The 22956-nt window shown below is 73.0% G+C and carries 18 protein-coding genes; 9 read left to right on the top strand and 9 right to left on the bottom strand.

Translation table 11 applies throughout. The annotated features are described in order from the left end of the window. The first annotated feature begins 55 nt into the window (after positions 1–55). Genes ACZ63E_RS21285 through ACZ63E_RS21275 form a run of 3 tightly spaced genes read left to right on the top strand, consistent with a single transcriptional unit; the run spans position 56 to position 3407 of the window. Positions 56–1570 (top strand): PucR family transcriptional regulator, encoded by a 1515-nt coding sequence (locus ACZ63E_RS21285; protein ID WP_465337865.1) that lies wholly within the window; start codon positions 56–58, stop codon positions 1568–1570. A gap of 35 nt (positions 1571–1605) precedes the next feature. Then, positions 1606–2286, top strand: a complete 681-nt coding sequence (locus ACZ63E_RS21280; protein WP_465307335.1) for a response regulator transcription factor — start codon at positions 1606–1608, stop codon at positions 2284–2286. After that, a complete protein-coding gene (locus ACZ63E_RS21275) occupies positions 2283–3407 on the top strand; it encodes a sensor histidine kinase (RefSeq protein WP_465337864.1) in 1125 nt (374 codons plus the stop codon). The genes ACZ63E_RS21280 and ACZ63E_RS21275 overlap by 4 nt, the downstream gene beginning before the upstream one ends. Before the next feature lie 66 nt (positions 3408–3473). Here the strand turns inward: ACZ63E_RS21275 and ACZ63E_RS21270 are convergent, their stop codons facing one another. Then, entirely contained in the window at positions 3474–5012 is a 1539-nt protein-coding gene (locus tag ACZ63E_RS21270; protein ID WP_465337863.1) for a twin-arginine translocation signal domain-containing protein, read from the bottom strand. Positions 5013–5081: 69 nt separating this feature from the next. Between ACZ63E_RS21270 and ACZ63E_RS21265 the strand changes: the two genes are divergently transcribed. Continuing rightward, positions 5082–5510 carry a hypothetical protein gene (locus tag ACZ63E_RS21265; protein ID WP_465337862.1) on the top strand — a complete coding sequence of 143 codons (429 nt, stop codon included), beginning with the start codon at positions 5082–5084 and terminating at the stop codon, positions 5508–5510. On the opposite strand, the gene ACZ63E_RS21260 is transcribed toward ACZ63E_RS21265, so the two are convergent. The 8 genes from ACZ63E_RS21260 to ACZ63E_RS21225 form a co-directional block, all read right to left on the bottom strand. Beyond that, positions 5507–7618, bottom strand: coding sequence for a 3-hydroxyacyl-CoA dehydrogenase NAD-binding domain-containing protein (locus tag ACZ63E_RS21260; protein ID WP_465337861.1), 2112 nt, complete (start codon positions 7616–7618; stop codon positions 5507–5509). The genes ACZ63E_RS21265 and ACZ63E_RS21260 overlap by 4 nt on opposite strands. Beyond that, complete coding sequence (locus tag ACZ63E_RS21255) at positions 7618–8808, bottom strand: thiolase family protein (RefSeq protein ID WP_465338096.1); 1191 nt, start codon at positions 8806–8808, stop codon at positions 7618–7620. Before ACZ63E_RS21255 ends, ACZ63E_RS21260 begins: the two co-directional genes overlap by 1 nt. Positions 8809–8948: 140 nt before the next feature. Beyond that, a complete protein-coding gene (locus ACZ63E_RS21250; protein WP_465337860.1) occupies positions 8949–9569 on the bottom strand; it encodes a DUF998 domain-containing protein in 621 nt (206 codons plus the stop codon). Positions 9570–9657: 88 nt separating this feature from the next. Then, positions 9658–10818, bottom strand: a complete 1161-nt coding sequence (locus ACZ63E_RS21245; RefSeq protein ID WP_465337859.1) for a hypothetical protein — start codon at positions 10816–10818, stop codon at positions 9658–9660. Positions 10819–10848: 30 nt separating this feature from the next. Further along, complete coding sequence (locus tag ACZ63E_RS21240; RefSeq protein WP_465337858.1) at positions 10849–12444, bottom strand: allophanate hydrolase; 1596 nt, start codon at positions 12442–12444, stop codon at positions 10849–10851. Beyond that, entirely contained in the window at positions 12441–15968 is a 3528-nt protein-coding gene (gene uca / locus ACZ63E_RS21235; protein WP_465337857.1) for an urea carboxylase, read from the bottom strand. Before uca ends, ACZ63E_RS21240 begins: the two co-directional genes overlap by 4 nt. Beyond that, the gene (locus ACZ63E_RS21230) at positions 15965–16600 is read right to left on the bottom strand and encodes an urea amidolyase associated protein UAAP2 (protein ID WP_465337856.1); all 636 of its coding nucleotides are present in this window, start codon (positions 16598–16600) and stop codon (positions 15965–15967) included. The genes uca and ACZ63E_RS21230 overlap by 4 nt, the downstream gene beginning before the upstream one ends. After that, complete coding sequence (locus ACZ63E_RS21225) at positions 16597–17430, bottom strand: urea amidolyase associated protein UAAP1 (RefSeq protein WP_465337855.1); 834 nt, start codon at positions 17428–17430, stop codon at positions 16597–16599. The genes ACZ63E_RS21230 and ACZ63E_RS21225 overlap by 4 nt, the downstream gene beginning before the upstream one ends. A gap of 293 nt (positions 17431–17723) precedes the next feature. Between ACZ63E_RS21225 and ACZ63E_RS21220 the strand changes: the two genes are divergently transcribed. The 5 genes from ACZ63E_RS21220 to ACZ63E_RS21200 all read left to right on the top strand — a co-directional run bounded on the left by ACZ63E_RS21220 (position 17724) and on the right by ACZ63E_RS21200 (position 22951). Beyond that, positions 17724–18389: a TetR/AcrR family transcriptional regulator gene (locus ACZ63E_RS21220; protein ID WP_465307313.1), complete on the top strand. Its 666-nt coding sequence runs from the start codon at positions 17724–17726 to the stop codon at positions 18387–18389. A 377-nt stretch (positions 18390–18766) separates the two neighbouring features. Beyond that, positions 18767–19180: a hypothetical protein gene (locus ACZ63E_RS21215; RefSeq protein ID WP_465337854.1), complete on the top strand. Its 414-nt coding sequence runs from the start codon at positions 18767–18769 to the stop codon at positions 19178–19180. A 273-nt stretch (positions 19181–19453) separates the two neighbouring features. Further along, entirely contained in the window at positions 19454–20731 is a 1278-nt protein-coding gene (locus ACZ63E_RS21210; RefSeq protein WP_465337853.1) for an MFS transporter, read from the top strand. After that, a complete protein-coding gene (locus ACZ63E_RS21205; RefSeq protein ID WP_465337852.1) occupies positions 20728–22059 on the top strand; it encodes a hypothetical protein in 1332 nt (443 codons plus the stop codon). The genes ACZ63E_RS21210 and ACZ63E_RS21205 overlap by 4 nt, the downstream gene beginning before the upstream one ends. Before the next feature lies 1 nt (position 22060). Next, entirely contained in the window at positions 22061–22951 is an 891-nt protein-coding gene (locus ACZ63E_RS21200) for an LLM class flavin-dependent oxidoreductase (protein WP_465337851.1), read from the top strand. Positions 22952–22956 lie beyond the last annotated feature (5 nt).

Raw genomic sequence — 22956 nt, 5'->3', positions numbered from 1 at the left:
GCGGGCCGGTGTGGATGGGACAATGCATCCCATTGTCAAGGCTCGTGAGGATGAAATGACCCAGACCTTGGATCCACCGGCCAGTGAGGTGACTGTCCCGTTACGGGCCGTCGTCGGCAACCGGGAGCTGGCGCTGGACGTCGTCCGCGAAACCCTGCGGCCGGGCGCGCTGGACACGCCGGTGCGCTGGGCGCACGTCAGCGAGCTGCGCGACCCCGCGCCGTACCTGGTCGGCGCCGAGCTGATCCTCACCGCCGGGGTGAACCTGCCGGCCGAGGTCGACACCTACGTCCGCGGGCTGCGGGACGCCGGGGTGACGGCGCTGGGGTTCGGCCTCACCCCGACGGTGTTCGAGACGCTGCCGGACGGCCTGCGCGAGGCGTGTGTGCGGCACGGGCTGCCGCTGCTGGTGGTGCCGTCGCGGACGCCGTTCCTCGCCGTCAACCGGGCGGTGTCGGTCGCGCTGACCGAGGCGGGCCAGCGGGAGCAGCGGCGGATCACCGCGGCGCGCGAGGCGCTGACCCGCGCGGCCGGTGGCGGGCTGGGTTCGCTGACCTCGTCACTGGCGGACCAGCTGCGGTCGTGGGTCGCGCTCGTCGGCGCCGGGGACGTGCTGGCGTCGGCGCACGACGCGCCGTCGCCGTTGCCGCCCGAAGTGCGTGAGCTGGTGGCGACCGTCCGCGCGGGCAGCGGGATCCGGAGCGCGACCACCGAGGTCGACGGCGGGTTCGTCGTCGTGCAGCCGGTGTATCCGCAGGCGACGGCGTCGCACCTGGTGGTGGTCGGCCGCGCCCGGCGGTTCGACGGCGCCGACCGGTCGATCCTCGCGGTCGGCGCGGCGCTGCTCGGCCTGGTCGGCCGTGCGGGCTCCGACACGGCCGAGCTCGGCGCGGCGGCGACCGGCCTGCTGCTCGGCCGGACGTCGGCGCGCGGGGTGGCCCGGGCCCTGCTCGGCTCGGGGGTCGGCCGGCTGGTCGCCGGGACGCCGCACCGCCGCGGTCCCGGCGAGGTCGCGCAACGCCCGGACTGGCTGCGCGCCCGCCTGGACACGCCGCTGGTGGACGTCCGTCCGGGGCCGTCGTTCGTCGCGATCGCGGGGGCGCCGCCGTCCCCCGAGCTGCTGGAGGACCTGCGCGCGGCCGGCTGGCTGACGGCGGTGGGCTCGCCGGTCGAGGCCGAGCGGCTGGCCGACGGCCTGGCCGAGGTGGAGCTGCTGCTTTCGCGGGCCCGGGTGCTGGGCCGCCCGGTGGTCGCCGGCGGCGGGGCCCTGGACTTCGACGCGGTGGTGCCCCCGGACGCCTCCCGCGAGTTCGCGGCGAAGGCGCTGGAACCGCTGGTGGCGCTGGACCGCGCGGGCGACCGCGAGCTGGTCCGCACGCTGCGGACGTGGCTGGCCCACCACGGCGGCTGGGAACCGGCGGCGGCCGAGCTGGGCGTGCACCGCAACAGCGTCCGGCACCGGATCGCGCAGGTGGAACGGGCGCTGGCGGTGGATCTGGCGGATCCGGAGGTCCGGATGCGGCTGTGGTTCGCCCTGCGGTGGACCACACCTGACGCACACAGTCCTTAAAGGGCACTCTCAGGAAAATATGGGATTGTGGTGCGGTGCGAGTTTTGGTAGTCGAGGACGAAGAACCCCTGGCCGACGCGATCGCCCGTGGCCTGCGCCGCGAAGGGATGGCGGTGGACGTCGCGCTCACCGGGGACGACGGCCACGAGAAGGCGGCCGTCACGCGGTACGACGTCGTGTTGCTGGACCGAGACCTGCCCGGGATGTCCGGGGACGAGCTGTGCCGGGAGATCGTCGCGTCCGGGGAGCTGACCCGGGTGCTGATGCTGACCGCCAGCAGCTCGGTCTCGGACCGGGTCGAGGGGCTGTCGCTCGGCGCCGACGACTACCTCGCGAAGCCGTTCGCCTTTCCCGAGCTGGTCGCGCGGGTGCGGGCGCTGGGCCGGCGGGCCACGCCGGCCGCGCCGCCGCTGCTGACGGCCGGGGACGTCGAGCTCGACCCGGCGAAGCGCACCGTGCGCCGCGCCAGCGGGCCGGTCGAGCTGACGCGCAAGGAGTTCGGCGTGCTCGAGGTGCTGCTCTCGGCCGCCGGTTCGGTGGTCAGCAGCGAGGAGCTGCTCGAGCGGGTGTGGGACGAAAACGCCGACCCGTTCACCACGACCGTCCGGGTCACCGTCATGACACTGCGCAAGAAGCTCGGCGAGCCGGGGATCATCGAGACCGTGGTCGGCTCCGGGTACCGGGTGCCGGAGCCCGGCGCGCCGCAGCGCGCGTGAACCTGCCGGGCACCCGCAGCCTCCGCGCCCGGATCACCCTGCTGGCGACCGTGCTGGTTGCCGCCGTCAGCCTGCTGCTGCTCTGGCTGGCCTGGACGCTGGTGCGGGACTCGCTCGACGCCGTCCCGCAGATGCCGCCGGGCAGCACGGTGGTCGTCGACGGCGTCCAGGTCGACGCGTCCACGCTCGCCGAACACCTGCGTGTGCACGCCCGCAACCGGATGCTGCTGTTCGGCTCGATCGCGTTCCTGCTGGTGGTCGCGGCCGCGGCGATCCTCGCCTGGACGTTCACCTCGCGCGTGCTGCTGCCGCTGCGCGAGATCACCGGCACGGCCCGGCGGCTCTCGGTCGAGTCGATGGGGGAGCGGATCGGCGGGGTCCGCTCCCGCGACGAGCTCGCCGAGCTGGCCGGCACGTTCGACGACATGCTCGACCGGCTCCAGGCCGCGTTCGACGCGCAACGCCACTTCGTCGCGAACGCGAGCCACGAGCTGCGGACGCCGTTGTCGGTGATCCGCACCGAGCTCGACGTCACCCTCGCCGACGACGAGGCCGACGAGGCCGAGCTGCGGCGGATGGGCGGTGTGGTCCGCGACGCCACCGAGCGCGCCGGGCAGCTGGTCAACTCGCTGCTGCTGCTGGCCCGCACCGACGGCGCCGGGCTCGGCGTGCGCGAGCCGGTCGATCTCGCGGCGGTGGTCGACCGCGCCTGGCGGGCCGTCCGCGCCGAGGCCGAGCACCGCGGCATCCAGGCGAAGTTCGCCGTGGCGCCCGCTCCGGCGTTCGGTGATCCCGCGCTGCTGGAACGGATCGCGGGCAACCTGCTCGAGAACGCGGTGCGCCACAACGTCGAAGGCGGCTGGCTGGACGTCACGACCCAGGCCGGCCCGCAGTGGTCGATGCTGCGGGTCCGGTCCTCGGGCGGCCTGGTCGACCCGGCGGGCGTGGCGGAGCTGTTCGAGCCGTTCCGCCGCGCGGGCACGGCCCGCACGGCCCGCCACGGCGCCGGGCTGGGGCTGTCGATCGTCCGCGCGGCGGTCCAGGCCCACGGCGGCACCGTGACGGCGGAGCCGATCGTGGGCGGCGGTCTCGGGGTGACCGTCCACCTGCCGGTGCGCTGACCCGGTCGTGAGTGGTTAGTCGGGTTAGAACCCTACTTACCACTCACGACCACTGCGGCAGGCTCCCTACTGGACGTCCACGAAGATCGGGTTCGCGTACAGCCACAGGTCTTCGAACGGGTTGGCCTGCCCGATGACGTCCGGCGTCGGCTCGAACGCGCCCTCGCGGCCGTCCGTGCCGCGGATCCGCGTGTAGAACGGCTCGCGCACGTTCCGGAACGTGTAGTGGAAGACCACCTGCCGTCCCGGCGCCCAGCGCGGTTCGAACGACTCCACCACCTGCGTGCCGGGCGCGGTCATCGTCTCGGGGTCGGTGACGCGGCCGGTCACCGGGCCCGCGATGACGTCCAGCCGGGCCAGCCGCGGCACCGAGCCGCCGCCGTTGGGCCGGGCCGCGAGCCGCGCCGAAACCACCAGCGTGACGTCGGAACCGCGCCGCACCCGCACCCGTCCACCCAGCGTCGCCGAGTCACCGCCGCCGGACACGCCGACCGCCAGATCCTGCACCAGACCGCCGTGGGACAGCCAGATCCGGCCGGCCCGCAGGCCTTCCAGCACCCCTTCGAGGCTGCGCCGCGTCACGCCGACGTGGTTGCGGCTGAACTCGCCCGGGTAGAAGTCGGCGTACGGCGCCAGCAGCTGCGGGACGCCGGTGTCGACCGGGTCGGGGAACTTGCCCGTCGTGTCGTACCAGTTGTCCGGGACCGACGGCCGGACCAGCGTGTCGCCGCGGTTGTAGTGCGAGTCCGAGTTCGTGGTGATCCACCACGGCTTGCCCTCGGCGAGCATCGAATCCCACAGGCCGCCGACCTTCGCCGCCGCCCAGTCCCAGCCGCCGTGCGTCCGGTACGCCTCGGCGGGGTAGCCCGGCCACGAGTTCGGGCCCGGGTTGTTGACGTAACCGCCGCGCGCGCCGCCGTTGCCGTCCGGCTTCGGGAAGCCGTCGGCCTGCGCGCCGGGCGCGCCTTCCATGCCGATCACGATGTCCGGCGCCGCGTCGCGGTAGGCACGCAGCTCGTGCGGGGCGATCCGGCCGTTGCGCAGCGGGTGGTTGACCAGCACGACCGGCGCGTGGATCCGCTTCGCGCGTTCTTCGCCGGCGAGCCACCGCAGCGCGCGCAGGGCGAGGGCCTCGTTCGCCGGGCTCGACGCCTCGGATTTCGTCAGCCGCCAGTCGAAGGTGCGCTCGAACTCGCGCAGCTTCGCCGCTTGCCGCGCGCCGGCCTGGAAGAACACCGTCGCGTGCTCGGCGCCCGGGACGTTCCACTCCATGCCGTGCCACAGCAGCAGGTCCGGGTACTTCCGCCGGGCGGCGAGGAAGTCGGCTTCGGTGGGCTCGACCGACACCTTCGCGTGCTCGGCGTGACCGTGGTCGGTGAAGACGATCCAGTCGGCGCCGTGCGCCCGGCCGCCGCGCGCGATCTGGTCGATCCGGTACATCGCGTCGTAGGAGTACTGGCTGTGCGTGTGGTGGTCGCCGACCAGCCACTGGTAGCGGTCGCACAGCCGGTCCGGGTCGAAGTTTCCGGGCGCGGGGAGGGGGAGGCCCGCGGCGGCGGCCGCGAGGCCGGCGCCCTTGAGGAACCGGCGTCTGTCGGTGGTCACGGCGGGACGCTAAGCCGCCGGGGTGAACGGGCGGTGTCCCGGTGACCAACGTGTGCTGTGATCTTCGACGTGACGGAAAAACCGCTGGTCCGAGTCGTCGTCCCGGTCTTCGCGCTGGCGCTGGCGGCCGGGGTGGGGCTGGCTTTCGGCGTCGCGGCCCTGAAGCGCCCGCCGGACCTGCCGGTGGACACGAACCCGGCTCCGCTGGCGGGGCACACGCTGTGCGCGGCGGTCGTCGTGGTCTTTTCCACGGACGCCGGGATGGCGGCGGCCGTGCCCGCCTTCCACGACGACACCAAGGCGCGGCGGATGTTCGTCGACCCGCCGTCGGTCTCCCTGCTCGCCGTCCCGGGCACGGACCTGAAGGCCTGGGCGCAGGAGCTGCACGCCCGCTTCCGGACCGCCGAGCGCGTCACGGTCATCGACACGGACGCGGCGGCGGCGCAGCTGAAAGTCACTGCGCCGCCGCCGAAGTGCCCGCGTGAGGGCGAATACTAGGAAGCCGGGACCGAAGCCACGCCCGGGGCGAGGAACGGCTTGCCGTTCACCCGCTCGGACACGCCCGAGCGGTCCAGGTACGGCGTGATGCCGCCGTTCCAGAACGGCCAGCCCGCACCCAGGATCAGGCACAGGTCGATGTCCTGCGCCTCCGCGACCACACCCTCGTCGAGCATGATCCGGATCTCCTCGGCGATGGCCGCGAGCGCGCGCTCGCGGACCTGCTCCGAAGTGGACGGCTGGTCACCCTGGGTCCAGAGCTCGACGACTTCGGGGTCGGCGGACTGGGTGCCCTGGGCGTCCCAGACCCAGACGCCCTTTTTGCCCGCCTTGACGAACTTCGCGAGGTTGTCGGACACGGTGAACCGGTCCGGGAACGCCTCGTGCAGCGTCTCGCCGACGTGCAGCGCGATGGCCGGGCCGACGAGCTGCATCAGCGTCAGCGGGGTCATCGGCAGGCCGAGCGGCTCGAGCGCGGAGTCGGCGACGTCGAACGGCGTGCCCTCGTCGACGGTGACCAGCACCTCGCCGAGGAAGCGCAGCAGGAGCCGGTTGACGACGAACGCCGACGCGTCCTTCACCAGCACACTGGACTTCTTCAGCTGCTTGCCGACCGAGAACGCCGTCGCGAGCGAAGCGTCGTCGGTCTTCTCGCCGCGCACGATCTCCAGCAGCGGCAGCACGGCCACCGGGTTGAAGAAGTGGAAACCGACGACCCGCTCGGGGTGCTGCAGCTTCGACGCCATCGCGGTGATCGACAGCGACGACGTGTTGGTCGCCAGGATCGCCTCGGGGGAGACGTGCTGCTCCAGCTCGGCGAACACCTGCTGCTTGACGCCCAGCTCCTCGAACACGGCCTCGATGACGAAGTCGGCGTCGGAGAACGCGGCCTTGTCGAGCGAGCCGGAGACGAGCGCCTTGAGCCGGTTGGCGCCGTCCGGGGAGACGCGCTTCTTGGCCAGGAGCTTGTCGATCTCGTCGTGGACGTACCCGACACCCTTGTCGACGCGCGCCTGGTCGACGTCGGTCAGCACGACCGGCACCTTGAGACGGCGCACGAACAGCAGCGCGAGCTGGCTGGCCATCAGGCCGGCGCCGACGATGCCGACCTTGTTCACCTTGCGCGCCAGGTTCTTGTCCGGCGCGCCGGCCGGGCGCTTGGCGCGCTTGTTGACCAGGTTGAACGAGTACAGCCCGGCGCGCAGGACGTCGGACATGAGCAGCTCGGCGAGGCCGTCGGTCTCGGCCGCGTATCCGCGGTCCAGGTCGTTCTCGCGGGCCAGATCGAGCAGCTCGACGGCCTTGGTGGCACCCGGCGAGGCGCCGTGCGTGCGTCCGTCCACAAGGGACTTGGCGCGCGCGATCGCGGCGTCCCACTCGGAGTCGCGGTTGATCTCGCGGCGCTCCGGGGTGATCTCGCCGTTCACCACGCGAGCCAGCCACAGCAGCGACTGCTCGAGGTAGTCGGCGGAGCCGAAGACGGCGTCGACGATGCCCAGCTCGGCCGTCTTCTTGACGTTCAGCATCTTGTTCTGCGCCAACGCGTTCTCGATGATCACCGTGACGGCGGCGTCCGGCCCGATGAGGTTCGGCAGCAGCTGCGTGCCGCCCCAGCCCGGGAACAGGCCGAGGAAGACCTCGGGGAACGCGATCGCGGCGGTGTTCTCCGAGAGCGTCCGGTAGTGGCAGGACAGCGCGAGTTCGAGCCCGCCGCCCATGACCGCGCCGTTGATGAACCCGAACGTCGGGATCTTCGTCTCGGTGAGGCGGCGGAAGACGTCGTGCCCGGTCTGGGCGATCTCGCGCGCCAGCTTCGGGTCGCTGACCGACTCGACGCCGGACAGGTCCGCGCCGACGGCGAAGATGAACGGCTTGCCGGTGACGGCGATCGCGGCCGGCTCGGCCTCGAAGGCCTTGTCCAGCGCGGTGTTCAGCGACACGAGACCCTGCGGGCCGAAGGTGTTCGGCCGGGTGTGGTCGTGGCCGTTGTCGAGCGTGATCAGCGCGACGGGCTTCTCGAGCCCGGGCACCTTGACCAGCCGCGTGACGGCGTTCGTGACGACCTCGTCCGGGAACGCGGCCTTCGCTTCTTCAGCGGTGAACGTCATTACTTCGCCCCCTCGAACGCCGGGTTCTCCCAGATCACGGTGCCGCCCATGCCGATGCCGATGCACATCGTCGTCATGCCGTACCGGACGTCGGGCCGCTCGGCGAACTGGCGCGCCAGCTGCGTCATCAGCCGGACGCCGGAGGAGGCCAGCGGGTGGCCGCACGCGATCGCACCGCCCCACTGGTTGACGCGCGGGTCCTCGTCGTCGATGCCGAAGTGGTCGAGGAAGGCCAGCACCTGCACGGCGAAGGCCTCGTTGATCTCGAACAGGCCGATGTCGTCGATCGACAGACCGGTGCGCTTGAACAGCTTCTCGGTGGCCGGCACCGGGCCGATGCCCATGACCTCCGGCTCGACACCGGCGAAGGAGTAGCCGACCAGCCGCATCGCGACGGGCAGGCCCAGCTCGCGGGCGGTGTCCTCGTCGGCCAGCAGCGACGCGGTCGCGCCGTCGTTGAGGCCGGCCGCGTTGCCCGCGGTGATCCGGCCGTGCGGGCGGAACGGCGTCTTCAGCCCGGCCAGCGTCTCCAGCGTGGTGCCGGGCCGCGGCGGCTCGTCCTCGGTGGCCAGGCCCCAGCCCAGCTCCTTCGAGCGCGTGGCGACCGGGACCAGCTCGGGGCCGATCTTGCCGGTCTTGACGGCTTCGGCGTAGCGCTCCTGGCTGCGCGCGGCGTAGGCGTCGGTGCGCTGCTTGGTGATCGCGGGGAAGCGGTCGTGCAGGTTCTCGGCGGTCTGGCCCATGACGAGCGCGGTCGGGTCGACCAGCTTGTCGGCGATGATCCGCGGGTTCGGGTCGACCCCTTCGCCCATCGGGTGGCGGCCCATGTGCTCGACGCCACCGGCGATCGCGACGTCGTAGGCGCCGAAACCGATGCCGGACGCGGCGGTCGTGACGGCGGTCATCGCGCCGGCGCACATCCGGTCGATGGCGAAGCCCGGCACGGACTTCGGCAGCCCGGCGAGCAGCGCGGCGGTGCGGCCGATGGTCAGGCCCTGGTCGCCGATCTGCGTGGTGGCGGCGATGGCCACCTCGTCGACGCGCTCGGGCGGCAGCTCCGGGTGCCGCCGCAGCAGCTCACGGATGGCGTTGACGACGAGGTCGTCGGCGCGGGTCCCGGCGTAGATGCCCTTGTCGCCGGCCTTGCCGAAGGGGGTCCGTACCCCCTCGACGAAGGCGACGGTGCGCACGCCCCGCGCGTTCGGCGCGAGCGGCGTTGCTGGTGCGGCCACGAATGCTCCATCAAGTAGACAGGTTCTTGACCGCAGGGTAGCCCTTGTTACCCGCCGGTAACCAGTGCTGTAGCCCCGTCGAGTGGGCTACGGCACACTCACGGGTTCCTTCGGGGCTTGAGCGTCTGCCCCTTCACCAGCCAGGCGGTGCCGAACGCCCACACCGCGACGCACTCCAGCCACAGCGCGGGGTGCAGTCCGGGGACCAGGCCGAGGAAGTTCGTCAGCGCGATCAGCACCAGGCAGGCGAGGATCACCACCCCGCACACGCGGTAGACCACCCCGGTGCCCGGGGGCTGCTCGCCGTCGTGCGGGAACAGGCGCAGGCAGAAGTAGGCCAGGCTCAGGAAGAACACCGCGGCGAACACGTAGTGCAGGACACCGGAGGTGTGCTGCCACGGCGTCGCGTCGTGGTCCGGGGTGGTCGGGAACAGCGCGAGCCCGATCGCGCCGAGCCCGGCGACGGTGCTGGCGACGTTGTCGACGTAGTCGTGGCCGTAGTAGGCGAGGAGGAAGACACCGGTGGCGCACATCGTGCCGACGAAGACGTCGCGCAGGTCGGTGTAGTAGTAGCCGCTGAGCGAGCCGATCAGGTCGCCGCCCTGCACGACCTGCTTGCCGACGACGATCACGACCGGCAGCGCCAGCCCGATCAGCCCGATCGCGCGCCGCAGGTAGAGGTAGGAGTGGACGAGCGGGGCTCGGGTCGCCGTGGTCATGGCCGCCTCCGGGGGAGAGTCCTCACCAAGGTCATCGGCGGGTTACTGCCCCGGTTGGAGGCCGGTCACCCAAATCCTCAGCTGATCGTTACGCAGCTCGGCGAACGTGCCGTCGTGGTGTGCGAGGGGGGGCGAACCCGGGCAGCAGCCCGATCCGCGCGCCTGCGGCCGGGTCCCAGACCTCAAGCCCGGCCTCGGCCCGGACGTAGAGGTGCCCGCCGTGTGCCCACATCGGGCCCTTCGGCCCGGCGAACTGCCCGATCCGCCGGCCGGACGCCGCCTCGCGCAGTTCGACGCCGGCGATCGGTGGCCGGTCTTCGCCGAGGCCCTGCACCGCGACGGTTCCCTCGTCCAGCCAGGCCATCGGCTCGTCCCAGAGGTTGCCGCGGTCGGCCAGCCGGGCCGGGTCCCGATCGCCCGCGAGCCACGCCGCGCGGTCGATGACGAGCGGGATCCCCACCGGGTGCCAGGCCCAGCCGTCGACGAGCAGCGACCGGCCGGACGGGCTCGGCAGCACCGCGCCGAAGAAATAGCCGGAATCATTCGTCGCGTGGGTGGTGAGCAGGCGCCCGGTGGCCGCTTCGAAGATATCGAGCCGGTCGACGTCGGTGGCCGCGACGAACTCGCCGCCGTCGAGGAAGGCGAACGGGTAGCGCGTCCACTCGTTGTCGCTCCAGTCCCGGTCGAGGTCGAGCACGGTGACCCACTCGGCCAGGTCCACGACGGTCCCGTACTGCCCGTAGTCCGAGACGACGGCCGCGAACCGGCCGTCGGCCGAGGCGTGCAGCGCGGGACCCCGGGGCCGGTCCGGGCGGTCGCACCGTTCGACGTCGCGTTCCTCCCGCTGTTCGACCGGCCCGAGGAGCCACTGGTCCTCGTCGTCGATCCGGACGAAACCCGCGTCGGTGAGCGCGAGCCAGCCCTCGGGCACGGGGACCAGGCAACGGTCGTTCAGCGGCCGCACCGGGCACGGCCGGGTCGTCCAGCGACCGGGCAGGTCCCGGTCCCGCAGGCGGACCTCGGGAGTGCCGCGCAAGCCGAGGTGGGCCCTTGCGTCGGCGCGGTCGAAGCAGCCGACGCAGGCATCGAGCAGCTCGGGTGCGTCGACGCAGGCTTTGCAGATCAGGTCGAAGTGGATCCCGACGCCGGTGAGCACGCGGAAGCAGAGCGGGCCGTCGTCGGTGGTGAGATGGACGCAGACGCGCGCCCCGGCGGCCGGAGCGAGATGGCCGCACTGGAGAACTTTCACGCCCTCAGTATCCGCGGGCGCGCATCCGAATTACCGCGAACCGAGATAACCCAGCCAGCCGCCGAAGCCGGAGATGTCCTTCGCCCGCTCGGTCGCCGCCGGTTCGCAGAGGAAGCCGGGCACCTGCCTGCCGTCGGCCAGCTCCACCTTGCCGATCGCCAGCGGCGCCGGGATCCGCGCGACGAACTCGCCGAACCCCTTGGCCGGCAGCTCCCACACCTCGGCCGTCACCGACACGCCGCCGTCCGTGACGCGCACCAAACCCGGCTTCGGTGGCACAGTGTCCAATGCGTACAGCCGATAGGCCGCCGCCGTGTCCACTTCGGACACGAACCGGCCGCCGCGTGAAGTCAGCTCGTGGTTGAGCGGCTGGCCACGCAGGTGCGCGCCGACCGCCACGATCGGGATCCGCTCGGCGCGCAGGGTCGCGAGCGCGGCCAGCTTGAGGTCGTCGTGGGGCGCGCCGACGAGCATCACGCCGAACGGGCGCCCGGCCACCGTCCCCGCCGGGACCGCCAGGGCCGACAGGCCGAACAGGTTGGTGGAGTTGGTGAACCGGCCCAGCCGCGCGTTCACCGCGACCGGGTCCGCCGCCACCGCGGCGATCGTGGGGTGCTCGGTGGTGGTCGGCATCAGGAGCGCGTCGACGCCGGCCAGCACCGCAAGCGCTTGCGTCCGCAGGGCGGCCAGGGTCTCCTGGTCGGCGAACAGCCGGTGGGCGGGGATGTCGCGGGCCGCGGTGATGATGCCGTGCACCACCGGGTCGACGTCGCCGGGATGCGCGTCGAGGAACTCGCCGACCGCGGTGTACCGCTCGGCGACGAACGCGCCGCCGTAGAGCAGCCGGGCCGCGTCGAGAAAAGGCGACATGTCCACAGTGGTCACTTCGGCGCCCGCGGCCGCGTAGTCCGCGACGGCCGCCTCGAACGCCTCCGCCCAGCCGTCGGCCAAGGGGCCGAGGTCCGCCGGGACGCCGAGCCGGAACTGTCCCGTGTGGACCTGCGCGGGCTCGGCCAGGCAGGTCAGCGCGAACGCCGCTTCCTCGACCGTCCGCGCGAACAGCGTCACGCAGTCGATGCTCCGGCAGGCCGGGACCACGCCGTCGGTCGGCAGCAGGCCCGGGGTCGGCTTGAGGCCGACGATCCCGTTGAAGGCCGCCGGCACCCGTCCCGAGCCCGCCGTGTCGGTGCCCAGCGCCAGGTCCGCGATGCCCAGCGCGACCGCCACGGCCGAGCCGGAGCTGGACCCGCCCGAGACGTACGCCGGGTCGACGGCGTTGCGCACCGCGCCGTACGGGCTGCGCGTGCCGACCAGCCCAGTCGCGAACTGGTCGAGGTTGGTCGTGCCGAGCACGAGCGCCCCGGCCGCCCGCAGCCGCGCGACCACCGGCGCGTCGGCTTCCGGCCGGTAGGCGTACGCCGGGCACCCGGCCGTGGTCGGCAGGCCGGCGACGTCGATGTTGCCCTTGACCGCCACGAGCTTGCCGTAGAGCGGCAGCCCCCGCTCTTCCAGCGCGGCGGCTTCGGCCAGGACGTCGGCTTCCGGCCGCAGGTCGATCCAGATCTCCGGCCGGCCGACCTGCTCGATCCGCCGGTAGGCGGCCTTCACGCGTTCGAGCACGCTCATGCCAGCACCACCAGCGGGGTGCCGGGCGCGACCTGGTCACCGGGGGACACGAGCACCTCGACCACCTCACCGCTCGCCGGCGCGGGAATCCGCGCCTCCGTTTTCATCGCCTCCAGCGTGACCAGCGACTGCGCGTCCTCGACCCGCTCGCCCGCCGTGACGTCGACCCGCCACACCGTCGCCGCGAACGGCGCCTCGACGACGTGCCCGCCCGGCGGCGCCTCGACCCGCTTCGGCGGCCGCGTGACCGGCTCCGGTTTCGGGTCGAACTCACCCGCCGCGGCCCAGGCCCGCCGCTCGGCCTCGAACGCCGCGGACTGCGTCGCCCGGAACCCGGCGATGCTGTCCGCGTTGTCCGCCAGGAACTTCTGGTAGTCCGCCAGCACGAAGGTGCCCTCGCTGACGTCCAGGTCGAGCTGCCCGGACGAGCTCCGCGCCCGCAGGTCGAGGAGCTCGTCGGCCGAGACCGGATACCAGGAGATCCGGTCGAAGAACCGCAGCAGCCACGGCCGGCTCCCACCGCGCCAGCTGTTCCACACCTGCACGGTCCGCCCGACGAACTGGTACCCGCCCGGGCCTTCCATGCCGTAGACGCAGAGGTAGGCGCCGCCGATGCCGACGGAGTTCTCGGCGGTCCAGGTCCGGGCCGGGTTGTACTTCGTCGTCACCAGCCGGTGCCGCGGGTCCAGCGGGGTCGCGACCGGCGCTCCCAGGTAGACGTCGCCGAGGCCCAGTACCAGGTACTCGGCGTCGAACACCGTCCGGTAGACGTCGTCCACAGTGGACAGTCCGTTGACCCGGCGGATGAACTCGATGTTCCACGGGCACCACGGCGCGTCGTCGCGCACGCCGGTCATGTACCGCTCGATCGCCTCGCGGGTCGCCGGGTCGTCCCACGACAGCGGCAGCCGCACACTGCGGCTCGGCACCACGAGGTCGTGCGTCGGCGGCAGGTCCCGCTCCAGCTCCCGCACCAGGCCCAGCGCCTTCCCGACCGGCAGCGCGTCCGGGTCGACGTGCACCTGCAGCGAGCGGATGCCCGGGGTCAGGTCGACGATCCCGGGCACACCCTCGGCCGCCAGCCGCTCGGCGAGCGCGTGGACGCGCATCCGCAGCGCCAGGTCGAGCTTCATCTCGCCGTACTCGACGAGCAGGTTGTCGTCCCCGCTGCGGCGGTAGGTCACCGACGGCTCGGCGTCCGAAGCGGACAGTCGCGAAAGGACACCGTCGTCGGCGCGGGCGGGCCGGCTCGGCTCGACTGCCGACGCGGGCCGCGTCCGCAGCGCCGCCGCGTGGTCGGTGCCGATCGGCACGAACCGCACGGTGTCCCCCGGCCGCAGCTGCCCGAGCTTCCAGCGCTCGCCGGTGGCGACCGTCGCCGGGCAGACGAACCCGCCGAGGCTGGGCCCGTCCGGGCCGAGCAGGATCGGCAGGTCGCCGGTGTAGTCGACGGCGCCGATCGCGTACGGCGTGTCGTGGATGTTCGACGGGTGCAGGCCCGCCTCGCCGCCGTCCGGGCGGGCCCACTTCGGCCGCGGCCCGACCAGCCGGACGCCGGTGCGCGCGGAGTTGAAGTGCACCTGCCAGTCGGTGGCGTAGAACGTCTCGACGTCCTCGGGGGTGAAGAACTCCGGGGCCGCGTGCGGTCCTTCGAGCGCGCCGACCGTCCACTGTGTCGCGAACTCCGGACGGTCGGTCACCGGGCCCACGACGGGGTCCGCGGGCACCGGGCCCGGGTGCAGGACGTCACCCGCCGCCAGCGCGCGGCCACCGTGCCCGCCGAAGCGGCCCAGGGTGAACGTCGCCCTGCTGCCGAGGAACTCCGGCACGGTGACGCCGCCGCGCACCAGCACGTAGCTGCGCAACCCGGCCGTGCAGGCCCGGACGTCGAGCGTGGCGCCCGCGGGCACCTCGAGCGGGGTCCACAGGGGACGCTCGGCGCCGTCGACGAGCACCGTGGCGGGCGCACCGGTGACACACACCTCGGTGGGGTGCGAGAACCGCAGCGTCACGCCGTCCACAGTGCACTCCAGGCCGGACGCGCCCTCGGGGTTGCCCAGCGCGAGGTTGCCCAGGCGCAGCGACCGGTCGTCCATCGGCCCGCTCGGCGGCACCCCGACGTGCCAGAACCCGGTGCGGCCCGGCCAGTCCTGCACGGTGGTCATCGTCCCGCCGCGCACGACGTCGATCCGCGGCTCGCCGTCCTCGACGGTGTCCAAAGTGGACGTGTTGTGGGTCGCGGCGGTGAACGCCGGGTCCGCGGCCGCGGACCGCAGCTGCCCGAGGTTGGTCCGCACGCCGTCGACCCGGGTCCCGGCCAGCGCTTCCTGGAGGTTCGCCACGGCGTCGGCGCGGTCGGCGGCGGTGCAGATCACCTTGGCCAGCAACGGGTCGTAGTGCGTGGTGACGGTGGTGCCGGGCTCGACCCAGGTGTCCACCCGGACGCCTTCGGGGAGCGTGACGCGGGTGACGAGGCCCGCGCTCGGCCGGTGCCCGGCGCTCGGGTCCTCGGCGTACACCCGCGCCTCGATCGCGTGCCCGCGCGCGACCGGCACCGCGCGGAACATCGCGCGGTCACCCTGCGCCAGCCGCAGCATCCAGGCGACCAGGTCGACGCCGTACACCGCCTCGGTCACCGGATGCTCGACCTGCAGCCGGGTGTTGACCTCGAGGAACGCCGCTTCGCCGCGTTCGGCGTCGTAGACGTACTCGACCGTGCCCGCCGAGCGGTAGCGCACCGACGAGCACAGCGCGACGGCAGAGGCGACGAGCTGCCGCCGGACGGGGTCGGGCAGGTCGGGCGCCGGGCACTCCTCGACGACTTTCTGGTTGCGCCGCTGCAGTGAGCAGTCGCGCGTGCCCAGCTCCAGGACCTCACCGAAGCCGTCGCCGAACACCTGGACCTCGACGTGCCGCGCGTGCCGCACGAGCCGTTCCAGGAACACCCCGGAGTTCGCGAAGCTCTTGGCGGCGATGCTCTGCACGGTCTCCCAGGCGGCGCGCAGCTCCTCGGGCGTGTCACACGCGCGCATGCCGATCCCGCCGCCGCCCCCGGTGGCCTTGAGCATCACCGGGTAACCGATTTCCGCCGCGCGGGTGAGTGCTTCGTCCACATCGGACAGCAGGCCGGTGCCGGCGAGCAGCGGGACACCCGCCGCGATCGCCGCTTCGCGCGCGGTGTGCTTGCTGCCGAACACCTCCAGGTGCTCGGGCGACGGCCCGGCGAACGCGAGCCCGGCGTCTTCGCAGGCCCGCGCGAACGCAGCGTCTTCCGACAGGAAGCCGTAACCGGGGTGGACGGCGTCACAGCTGGTGTCGAGCGCGGCCCGGACGATCGTGCCGGCGCGCAGGTAGCTCTCGGCCGCGGGCGCCGGGCCGAGCCGGACGGCCCGGTCGGCGAGCCGCACGTGCGGGGCGAGGCGGTCGGCGTCGGAGTACACCGCGACGGTTTCCCAGCCCAGCTCCCGGGCGGTGCGCAGGATCCGGACGGCGATCTCCCCGCGGTTGGCGACGAGCAGTCTCACTCGCCGCCTCCGGGGGAGGTCACGACCATCCGCACCGGCGTCGGGTCGAAGCCGTTGCAGGGGTTGTTGATCTGCGGGCAGTTCGACACGAGCACGAGCACGTCGGTCTCGGCGCGCAGCCGGACTTCGAGGCCCGGCGCGGAGATCCCGTCGACGATGCCGAGCGTGCCGTCCGCCTCGACCGGCACGTTCATGTACCAGTTGACGTTGCTGACCAGGTCACGCTTGCCCAGCCCCCACTTCGCGCCCTCGAGGAGGAAGTTCTCGACGCAGGCGTGCTGGAACCGGGTGTGCTGGCCGTAGCGCAGGCTGTTGGACTCCTTGCTGCACGCGCCGCCGAGCGTGTCGTGGCGCCCGCAGGTGTCGGCGACGACGGTCAGCAGCGGCGCGCCCGCCTGGGTGCGCAGGACACTGCCGGTGGTGAGGAAGATGTTGCGCTGCGCGGCGATCGTCGCGGCCGCGCTGTAGCGCTGGGCCGTGTCGTTCGCGTCGTAGCAGAGGAAGTCGACGGCCTGGTTGCCGCCGAGGTCCACGATGGTCAGCTCCTGGCCCCGGCGCAGCACCGTCGAGAACGGCGCCCGCGCCGGGACGTCGAAGGTCAGCTCCAGTTCGGACTGGTACGCCGCGCTCATGCGATCCCCCGGGCGGTCAGGTAGTCGGCGGTGTTCTCGAAGGCGCGCTGGGTCTCCGGGATGTATGTCCACTCCAGACTGTCCGGAGTGGTCGGTGCGTCCCGCCAGGCGAGCACTTCGAGGTTCGTGACGGTGTAGTCCGGCCGCGGGTCGACCGGGTGCGGCACGTTGGCGACCAGCACGATCGAGGGCAGCTCGATCCGCAGGTCGACCGCGCTGCCCGCCCCGGCGTTCCCGGTGAAGTCCAGGCCGCCGTCCGGCTCGACCCGCACACCCTGGAAGAAGGAGAGGCTCGGGGGCAGGTCCCGCGGGCCGAGGCCGTGCTTCGCCGCGGCCAGCGTGAACAGCGGCAGCCCGGCGGGGGAGGGGCCCTGCGGGGCGCCGTCGCCGTACCGCTCGGTGTTGCCGTCCACAGTGGACGTCCCGCACAGCGCGTCGTGGTGGCCGCTCTCGTCTTCGACGATCGTGGCGAGCACCCGGCCCTGGTCCGACAGCAGCGCCACCTGCGAACCCAGGTAGGCGTTCCACTGGACCTTCACCGTGTCGGCGACGTTCAGCCGCTCCCACGGCTGGTCGGCGTTGAACAGCAGCAGGTGCGCGCAGGCGTCGCCGTCGACGTCGACCAGCCGCAGCCGGGTGCCGCGGGCCAGCACCTTGTGCGTGTACCCGCCGCCGGCCACGGTCTCGGCCCAGGTCAGCGTCTCGGGCGCCACCCCGCCCGGCGGTGACGACCACGTGCTCGCGGGGATCGACGGCATCGTGTCGACCACGGTGCCGGCCTGGGCACGGGCGTGGTCGCGCGCACCGTGGGTCGTCGCGGTGGTGCTCATGGTCGTCCTCTCTGGGGTCGGGGGTTCGAGGGCGGGAACGAGCGCGCCGCCGCCGGACTCTATCGGGAAGAACGGGGCCCGGCGGTAGCGCTGACCGGGTGGAATGTGGATCACGGGGGTGCGTCCCGTTCCGCGGACCACGTTTCTGTCACCTGATAGAAATTAGCGGATCGAGCGGGCTCGTGCGTTCCGGCCGGGTTTCGGGCGCGTGAACGCGGGTGCCGGCAGCGCCATCCGGATGTAACGGACCTCGGTGCGGGTGTCCGGGCCGTGGACCTGGCAAGATCACCGGCGTGGTCAAAGGGGCGGGGGTCGGGAGACCCCGAGCGAGCGGAGCGGCGGCGAACCGGCCGGACGCGCGCCAAGCCGTGCTCGACGCGGCGGGCGAGCTGTTCACTGGAGCCGGATACGCGGCGACCACCACCCGGGCGATCGCCGAACGCGCGGGCCTGCGCCAGGCGTCGCTCTACTACCACTTCCCGGCCAAGGAAGACATCCTCGCGGCGCTGCTGGCCGAGACGGTCCGCCCGTCGCTGGCCCTGGCGGCCCGGCTCGTCGCCGGTTCCGCCGCCGTCGAGGTCCGGCTCTGGGCGCTGGCCTACGCGGACATCCGCCTGCTCGGCGGGGCCCGCCACAACCTGGGCGCGTTGTACCTGCTGCCCGAGGTGTCCTCGCCCAACCTCGCTCGCTTCCGCGCCGAGCGCGCGGAGCTGAAGGGGGCGTACGGCAGGCTGGTCGCGGCGGCGGGGGTCGCGCCCGACGCGGTGGCGATCCGGACCGACCTGGTGTTCGGGCTGGTGGAGAGCATCGCGGTGATCCGCCGCGACGACCCGGCGCTGGACGTCGAGGCCCACGTGCGCGAGGGCGCGGACGGCGTGGTGCGGCTGATCGGGATCGCGGAGCCGTCGGACGCGCTGCGGGCCGAAGCGCACACCCTGCTGGCGACGCTCACCGACTGATGGTCGAGCCGGACCGGCTGCGCGGCGAAATCGCCCGGCTGACCGGAAAGCTGGAGCGACGCCGCCGGCACGAGGCCCTGACGGTGTTCGCGTCGGTGCGGGCGGCGTACGCGTACGTCAAGGGCGCCTCCCACGACGCGGTGCTCCACTGCGGCGCTCGACGCCTACCGCGCGCTCGGCCCGGAGTTCCTCATCGAGGCGGCGGACGTGCTGGTCCAGCTGGGCCGTTTCGACGAGGCCGAGCAGACGGTCCGCGGGTCCGCCGACCCGCGGGCGCCGCTCGTCCGCTGGGCGATCCGGGCCGAGCTGGGCGCGCCCGGCCCGATGATCACGGCGATGCGGGACTGCTGGATGAGCCCGAGGTCGAGCCGGGCGCGGTGCGGGCCCGGCTGGCGTACAGGTTGCTGCTGGCGGGCTCGTTCGCCGAAGCGGCGTCGACGGCCGAGGAGCTGCTGGCGGCGCGTCTGGTGTTTCCCGGGCCGGACGACCGGCTGACCTGGGAGGCGCGGCTGCTGCTGGCCCGGGCGCTGGCCGAGACGGACCGTCTCGCGGACGCGGACCACTACGCGCGGGCGGTGCTGGCGTCGGCGCCGTGGCCGCCGGGACACCCGGAGCTGCTGTCCGCCCAGGCGACGGTGGCCCGCGTGCACGCGCGCCGGGAGGAGTGGGCCGAGGCGGTGGTCGCGTACGGCTACGCCGTGGAGGGTTGCGAGATCGTCCTGGGGGAGTCCCACCCGGACACGCTGAAAGCCGCAGAGTCGTTGGCCGCGGCGAAGGAAGCCGCCGGCTGACGCGTGATCGAAGAGTCGACACGCGTGATTGAAGGGTCAACTCGCGTGATTGAAGGGTCGACACGGCGCCGCCGGCCCCTCACCGCCGTGTCGACCTCCCCATCACGCGTGTTGACCTTCTGATCACGGGTGTCGACCCTCTGGTCACGGGGTGTCTGTCGGATTTGTGGGGGCACGTCCGGAGTGCCGCGCGGCACCGCACGCATGGAGGTGACCCCCGGCCCGCCCCGCTGGGAAGGTCGAGGGCAAGGAATGCTCGGCGGAGGGGGTGGCGTGGACACCGACACGGCGGAACAGCAGGTCAGCACGCGAAAACCGCGCCGTCCGCCCTGGACCACCGCCGACTGGTGGCGGGGCCCGGTCAGTCCCATCTACCTCGCCGGGCTCGTGCTCTCCCTCGGGCGGGGCGCGTGGTTCACCTGCTGGGCCATGTTCTTCATCCGCTCGGTCGGCCTCACCCCCGCGCAGTTCGGGCTCGGGGTCACCGCCGCGGGCATCGTCGGCATGGTCGTCGGCGGGCCGCTCGGCTACCTCTCGGACCGCGTCGGGGCGCGGGAGGTCCTCGTCGGGATCGGGGTCGTGCAGGGTGCCGCCATCTTCTCCTACACCTTCCTCCACGACTTCTGGCTGATCCTGCTCGCCACCTGCCTGGTCACCGCGGGCGAACGGTCGGCGCCGGGCATCCGGATCGCCGCCATCTCCGGGCTGACCACCGGTGAGGACCGGCTCGCCAGCATCTCCACGGCCCGCGTCGTGATGCAGGTCGGGACCGTCGTCGGCGCGCTCGTCGGTGGTTTTGTGCTGTCGCTGGACACCCGGTCCGGGTACGTCACGCTGCTCGGGGTCTACGGCGCGCTGCACGTCTGCTGTGCGCTGCTGCTGGCCTTCCGGCTGCCGCACGTGACGTCGCTGGCCGACCGCAAGGTCAAGCGCCGCACGCTCGTGCTGCGCGACCGGCCGTTCCTCGTCATCACCGGGCTCAACGGCGTGCTCGCCCTCAACTGGGGCATGGTCGACCCGGGCATCCCGTTGTGGATCTCGGCCCACACCCACGCTCCCCTGTGGATCTGGGCGGTGGTGGTCGGCATCTCCGCGGGCGGCACCGTGCTGTTCCAGAACCGCTTCAGCCGTTGGGGCGCAACGGTTTCCGCCGCGACGCGCCTCGGGATGTGGTCCGGGGTCGCCCTCGCCGCGTCCTGCCTGGTCTTCGCCCTCAGCCACAACGGCACCGGCCTGCTGGTCGTCGGCGTCCTGATCGTGGCCACCATGGTCTACCTCGTCGGCGAGCTCCTCTTCGTGGGCAGCGGGTTCGGCCTCTCGGTCGGGCTGACGCCGGAGGGCGCGCACGGCGAGTACCAGGGTGTGTTCGGCACCGGGCAGGCCGCGGCCATGATGCTCGCGCCCGGGATCATGACCCTGCTGCTGGTCGAGTGGAGCGTGGCCGGCTGGTTCGTGCTGGCCGGTGTCTACCTCCTCGGCGGGTTCGGCACCCTCTTCGCCGGCCGCTGGGCCCTGCGTGACCGCGAGCGAGAACGGGAGAAGACCTCATGACGGCTCAGTCCTGGTTCGGCGACCGCACGGCCCCGCCGGAGATCGGCCTGGCCCCCGAGCAGATCGTCGACACGCTCAACCACGAGTTCCGCGGCATGCCGCGCTGCGGCTTCCCGCTCGCGCTGCACCCGGTGGTCGTGCCGCAGCAGTCGTACCGGGAGCTGCTTTCGGCGACCGCCGAGCTGCTTTCCCTGCTGCGCCGGACGGTCGTCGGGCTGGCCGGCGACCGCTCCGGGCGGATCGACGCGCTCGGGATCGACCCCGCCGACTGCCCGCTGTTCACCCCCGACGAGGACTTCGAGCTGCGGCACAGCGCCGACATGACCCGCGCCGATGTCGTCATCGGCCCGGACGGCCCGAAGTTCGTCGAGTTCAACGTCAGCGGCGCCTTCGGCGGCATGGTGCACTTCATGCTCTACCAGAAGGCCTGGGCGCGGATGTGCGAGCAGGCCGGCCGGCCTGCCTTCGTCGCGGCCGACCCCTACTCGCGGCAGGCCCGGCTGATCGAGGCCACCAGCGCGGAGCTGGGGCAGCCGCCGTCGGCGGTCATCGTCGGCACGCCCCGCGACTGGGGTCCCGACGTCGGCACGCGGATGTTCGACGTGCAGGTCGACGCGCTGCGCGGGCACGGCGTCCCGGCCATCCACCTCGACTTCGACGACCTGGTCGCCGGCGTCGGCCTCCCCGAGAAGCTCCGCTGGCCGCTGGGGATCGCGGCGTTCACCCCGCAGGACGCGGCCGAGATCGGCTACTCCCTCGAGCCCGCCCGCGTGGCGCAGGAGGCGGGCCTGGTCCTGATCCCGTCGCAGAGCGCGTGGTTCCTGCACTCGAAGAAGACCCTCGCGCTGCTGTCCGAGGGCCAGCCGTGGATGACGCCCCGCGAAACCGAGCTGGTGCAGCGGTACGTGCCGTGGAGCCGCGTGGTGGGCGACCGCAAGGTCCGCTGGCGCGAGCAGCGGCACGACCTACCCCGGCTGCTGCTCGAGCACCAGGAGTCGTTCGTGCTCAAGGGCGCCACCGGCTGGAGCTGCCAGGAGGTGTTCTTCGGCTGGACGACCTCCCCGCAGCGGTGGGCGGAGCTGGTCGACGAGGCCGTCCGCACCGGCTACTACATCGTGCAGGAACGGGTCCACGCCGACACGTTCCCGATGGACCTGGTGACCGAGGACGGCGAAGTCAAGCGGATCACGGCCGAGTCGGTCGTCAGCCCGTTCTGCCTCGGCGGGCAGTCGGCCGGCGTCTACGTCCGGTTCGCCGAGGCCGGCGACCAGGCGCTGGCGATCGGCGGGCCCGGCGCCGGGCGGGCCTGCCTGCTGGCCGAGGCGTGAGATGACCGTCCGGCTCGGCACCCTGGTGCTGCCGGAACACCCGGGCCGGTCGGCGGACGACGTCTGGCGCCGGGTGGCGGACCTCGGGTTCCGGCACGCCTGGACCCTCGACCACCTCTCGTGGCGGTCGCTGGCCGACCGGCCGTGGTTCGACGCGATGACCACGCTGGCCGGCGCGGCGTGCTGCACGAGCGAACTCACGCTCGGCGTGCTCGTGACGACGCCGAACTTCCGCCACCCCGTGCTCACCGCGAAGCAGGCGATGGCGCTGGACCACCTGAGCGAGGGCCGGTTCGTGCTCGGCGTCGGCGCGGGCGCCGCGGGCCCCGACGACACCGCCCTCGGCGGCGAAGCGCCGACACGGGCGGACCGGACCGCGCGGTTCGAGGAGTTCGTCACCCTGCTCGACCGGTTGCTGCGGCAGCCGAAGACGTCCTTCGCCGGCCGGCACTTCACCGCGACCGACGTCCGGATGGTGCCGGGCTGCGTGCAGCGGCCGCGGGTGCCGCTGGCCGTCGCGGCGAGCGGGCCGCGGGGGATGCGCCTGGCCGCCGAGCTGGGCGACTACTGGGTGACCATCGGCGAGCCCGCCGCGCCCGGCGCCGAGGACGAGGAACGCGCGTTCGGCACGCTGCGGCGGCAGTCCGCGCTGCTGGACCGCGCCTGCCGGGAAACCGGCCGCCCGGCCGGACAGCTGCGCCGGCTGGTCAACCTGAGCCGGGTCGTCACCGACCCGTACAGCTCACCGGGACGGCTCGCCGACCTGGTGGGCCGGTGCGGCGAACTGGGCTTCACCGACGTCGTCGTGGCTCATCCGCGGGCCGACGGGGTCTTCGCGGGGGACGTCCGCGGGTTCGAAAAGGCCGTTCCCCAGGTCGCTGGGGCACCTTGACCAGG

The organism is Amycolatopsis sp. NPDC104819 (assembly GCF_055583145.1).
This window is presented reverse-complemented; position numbering and strand designations above follow the sequence as displayed.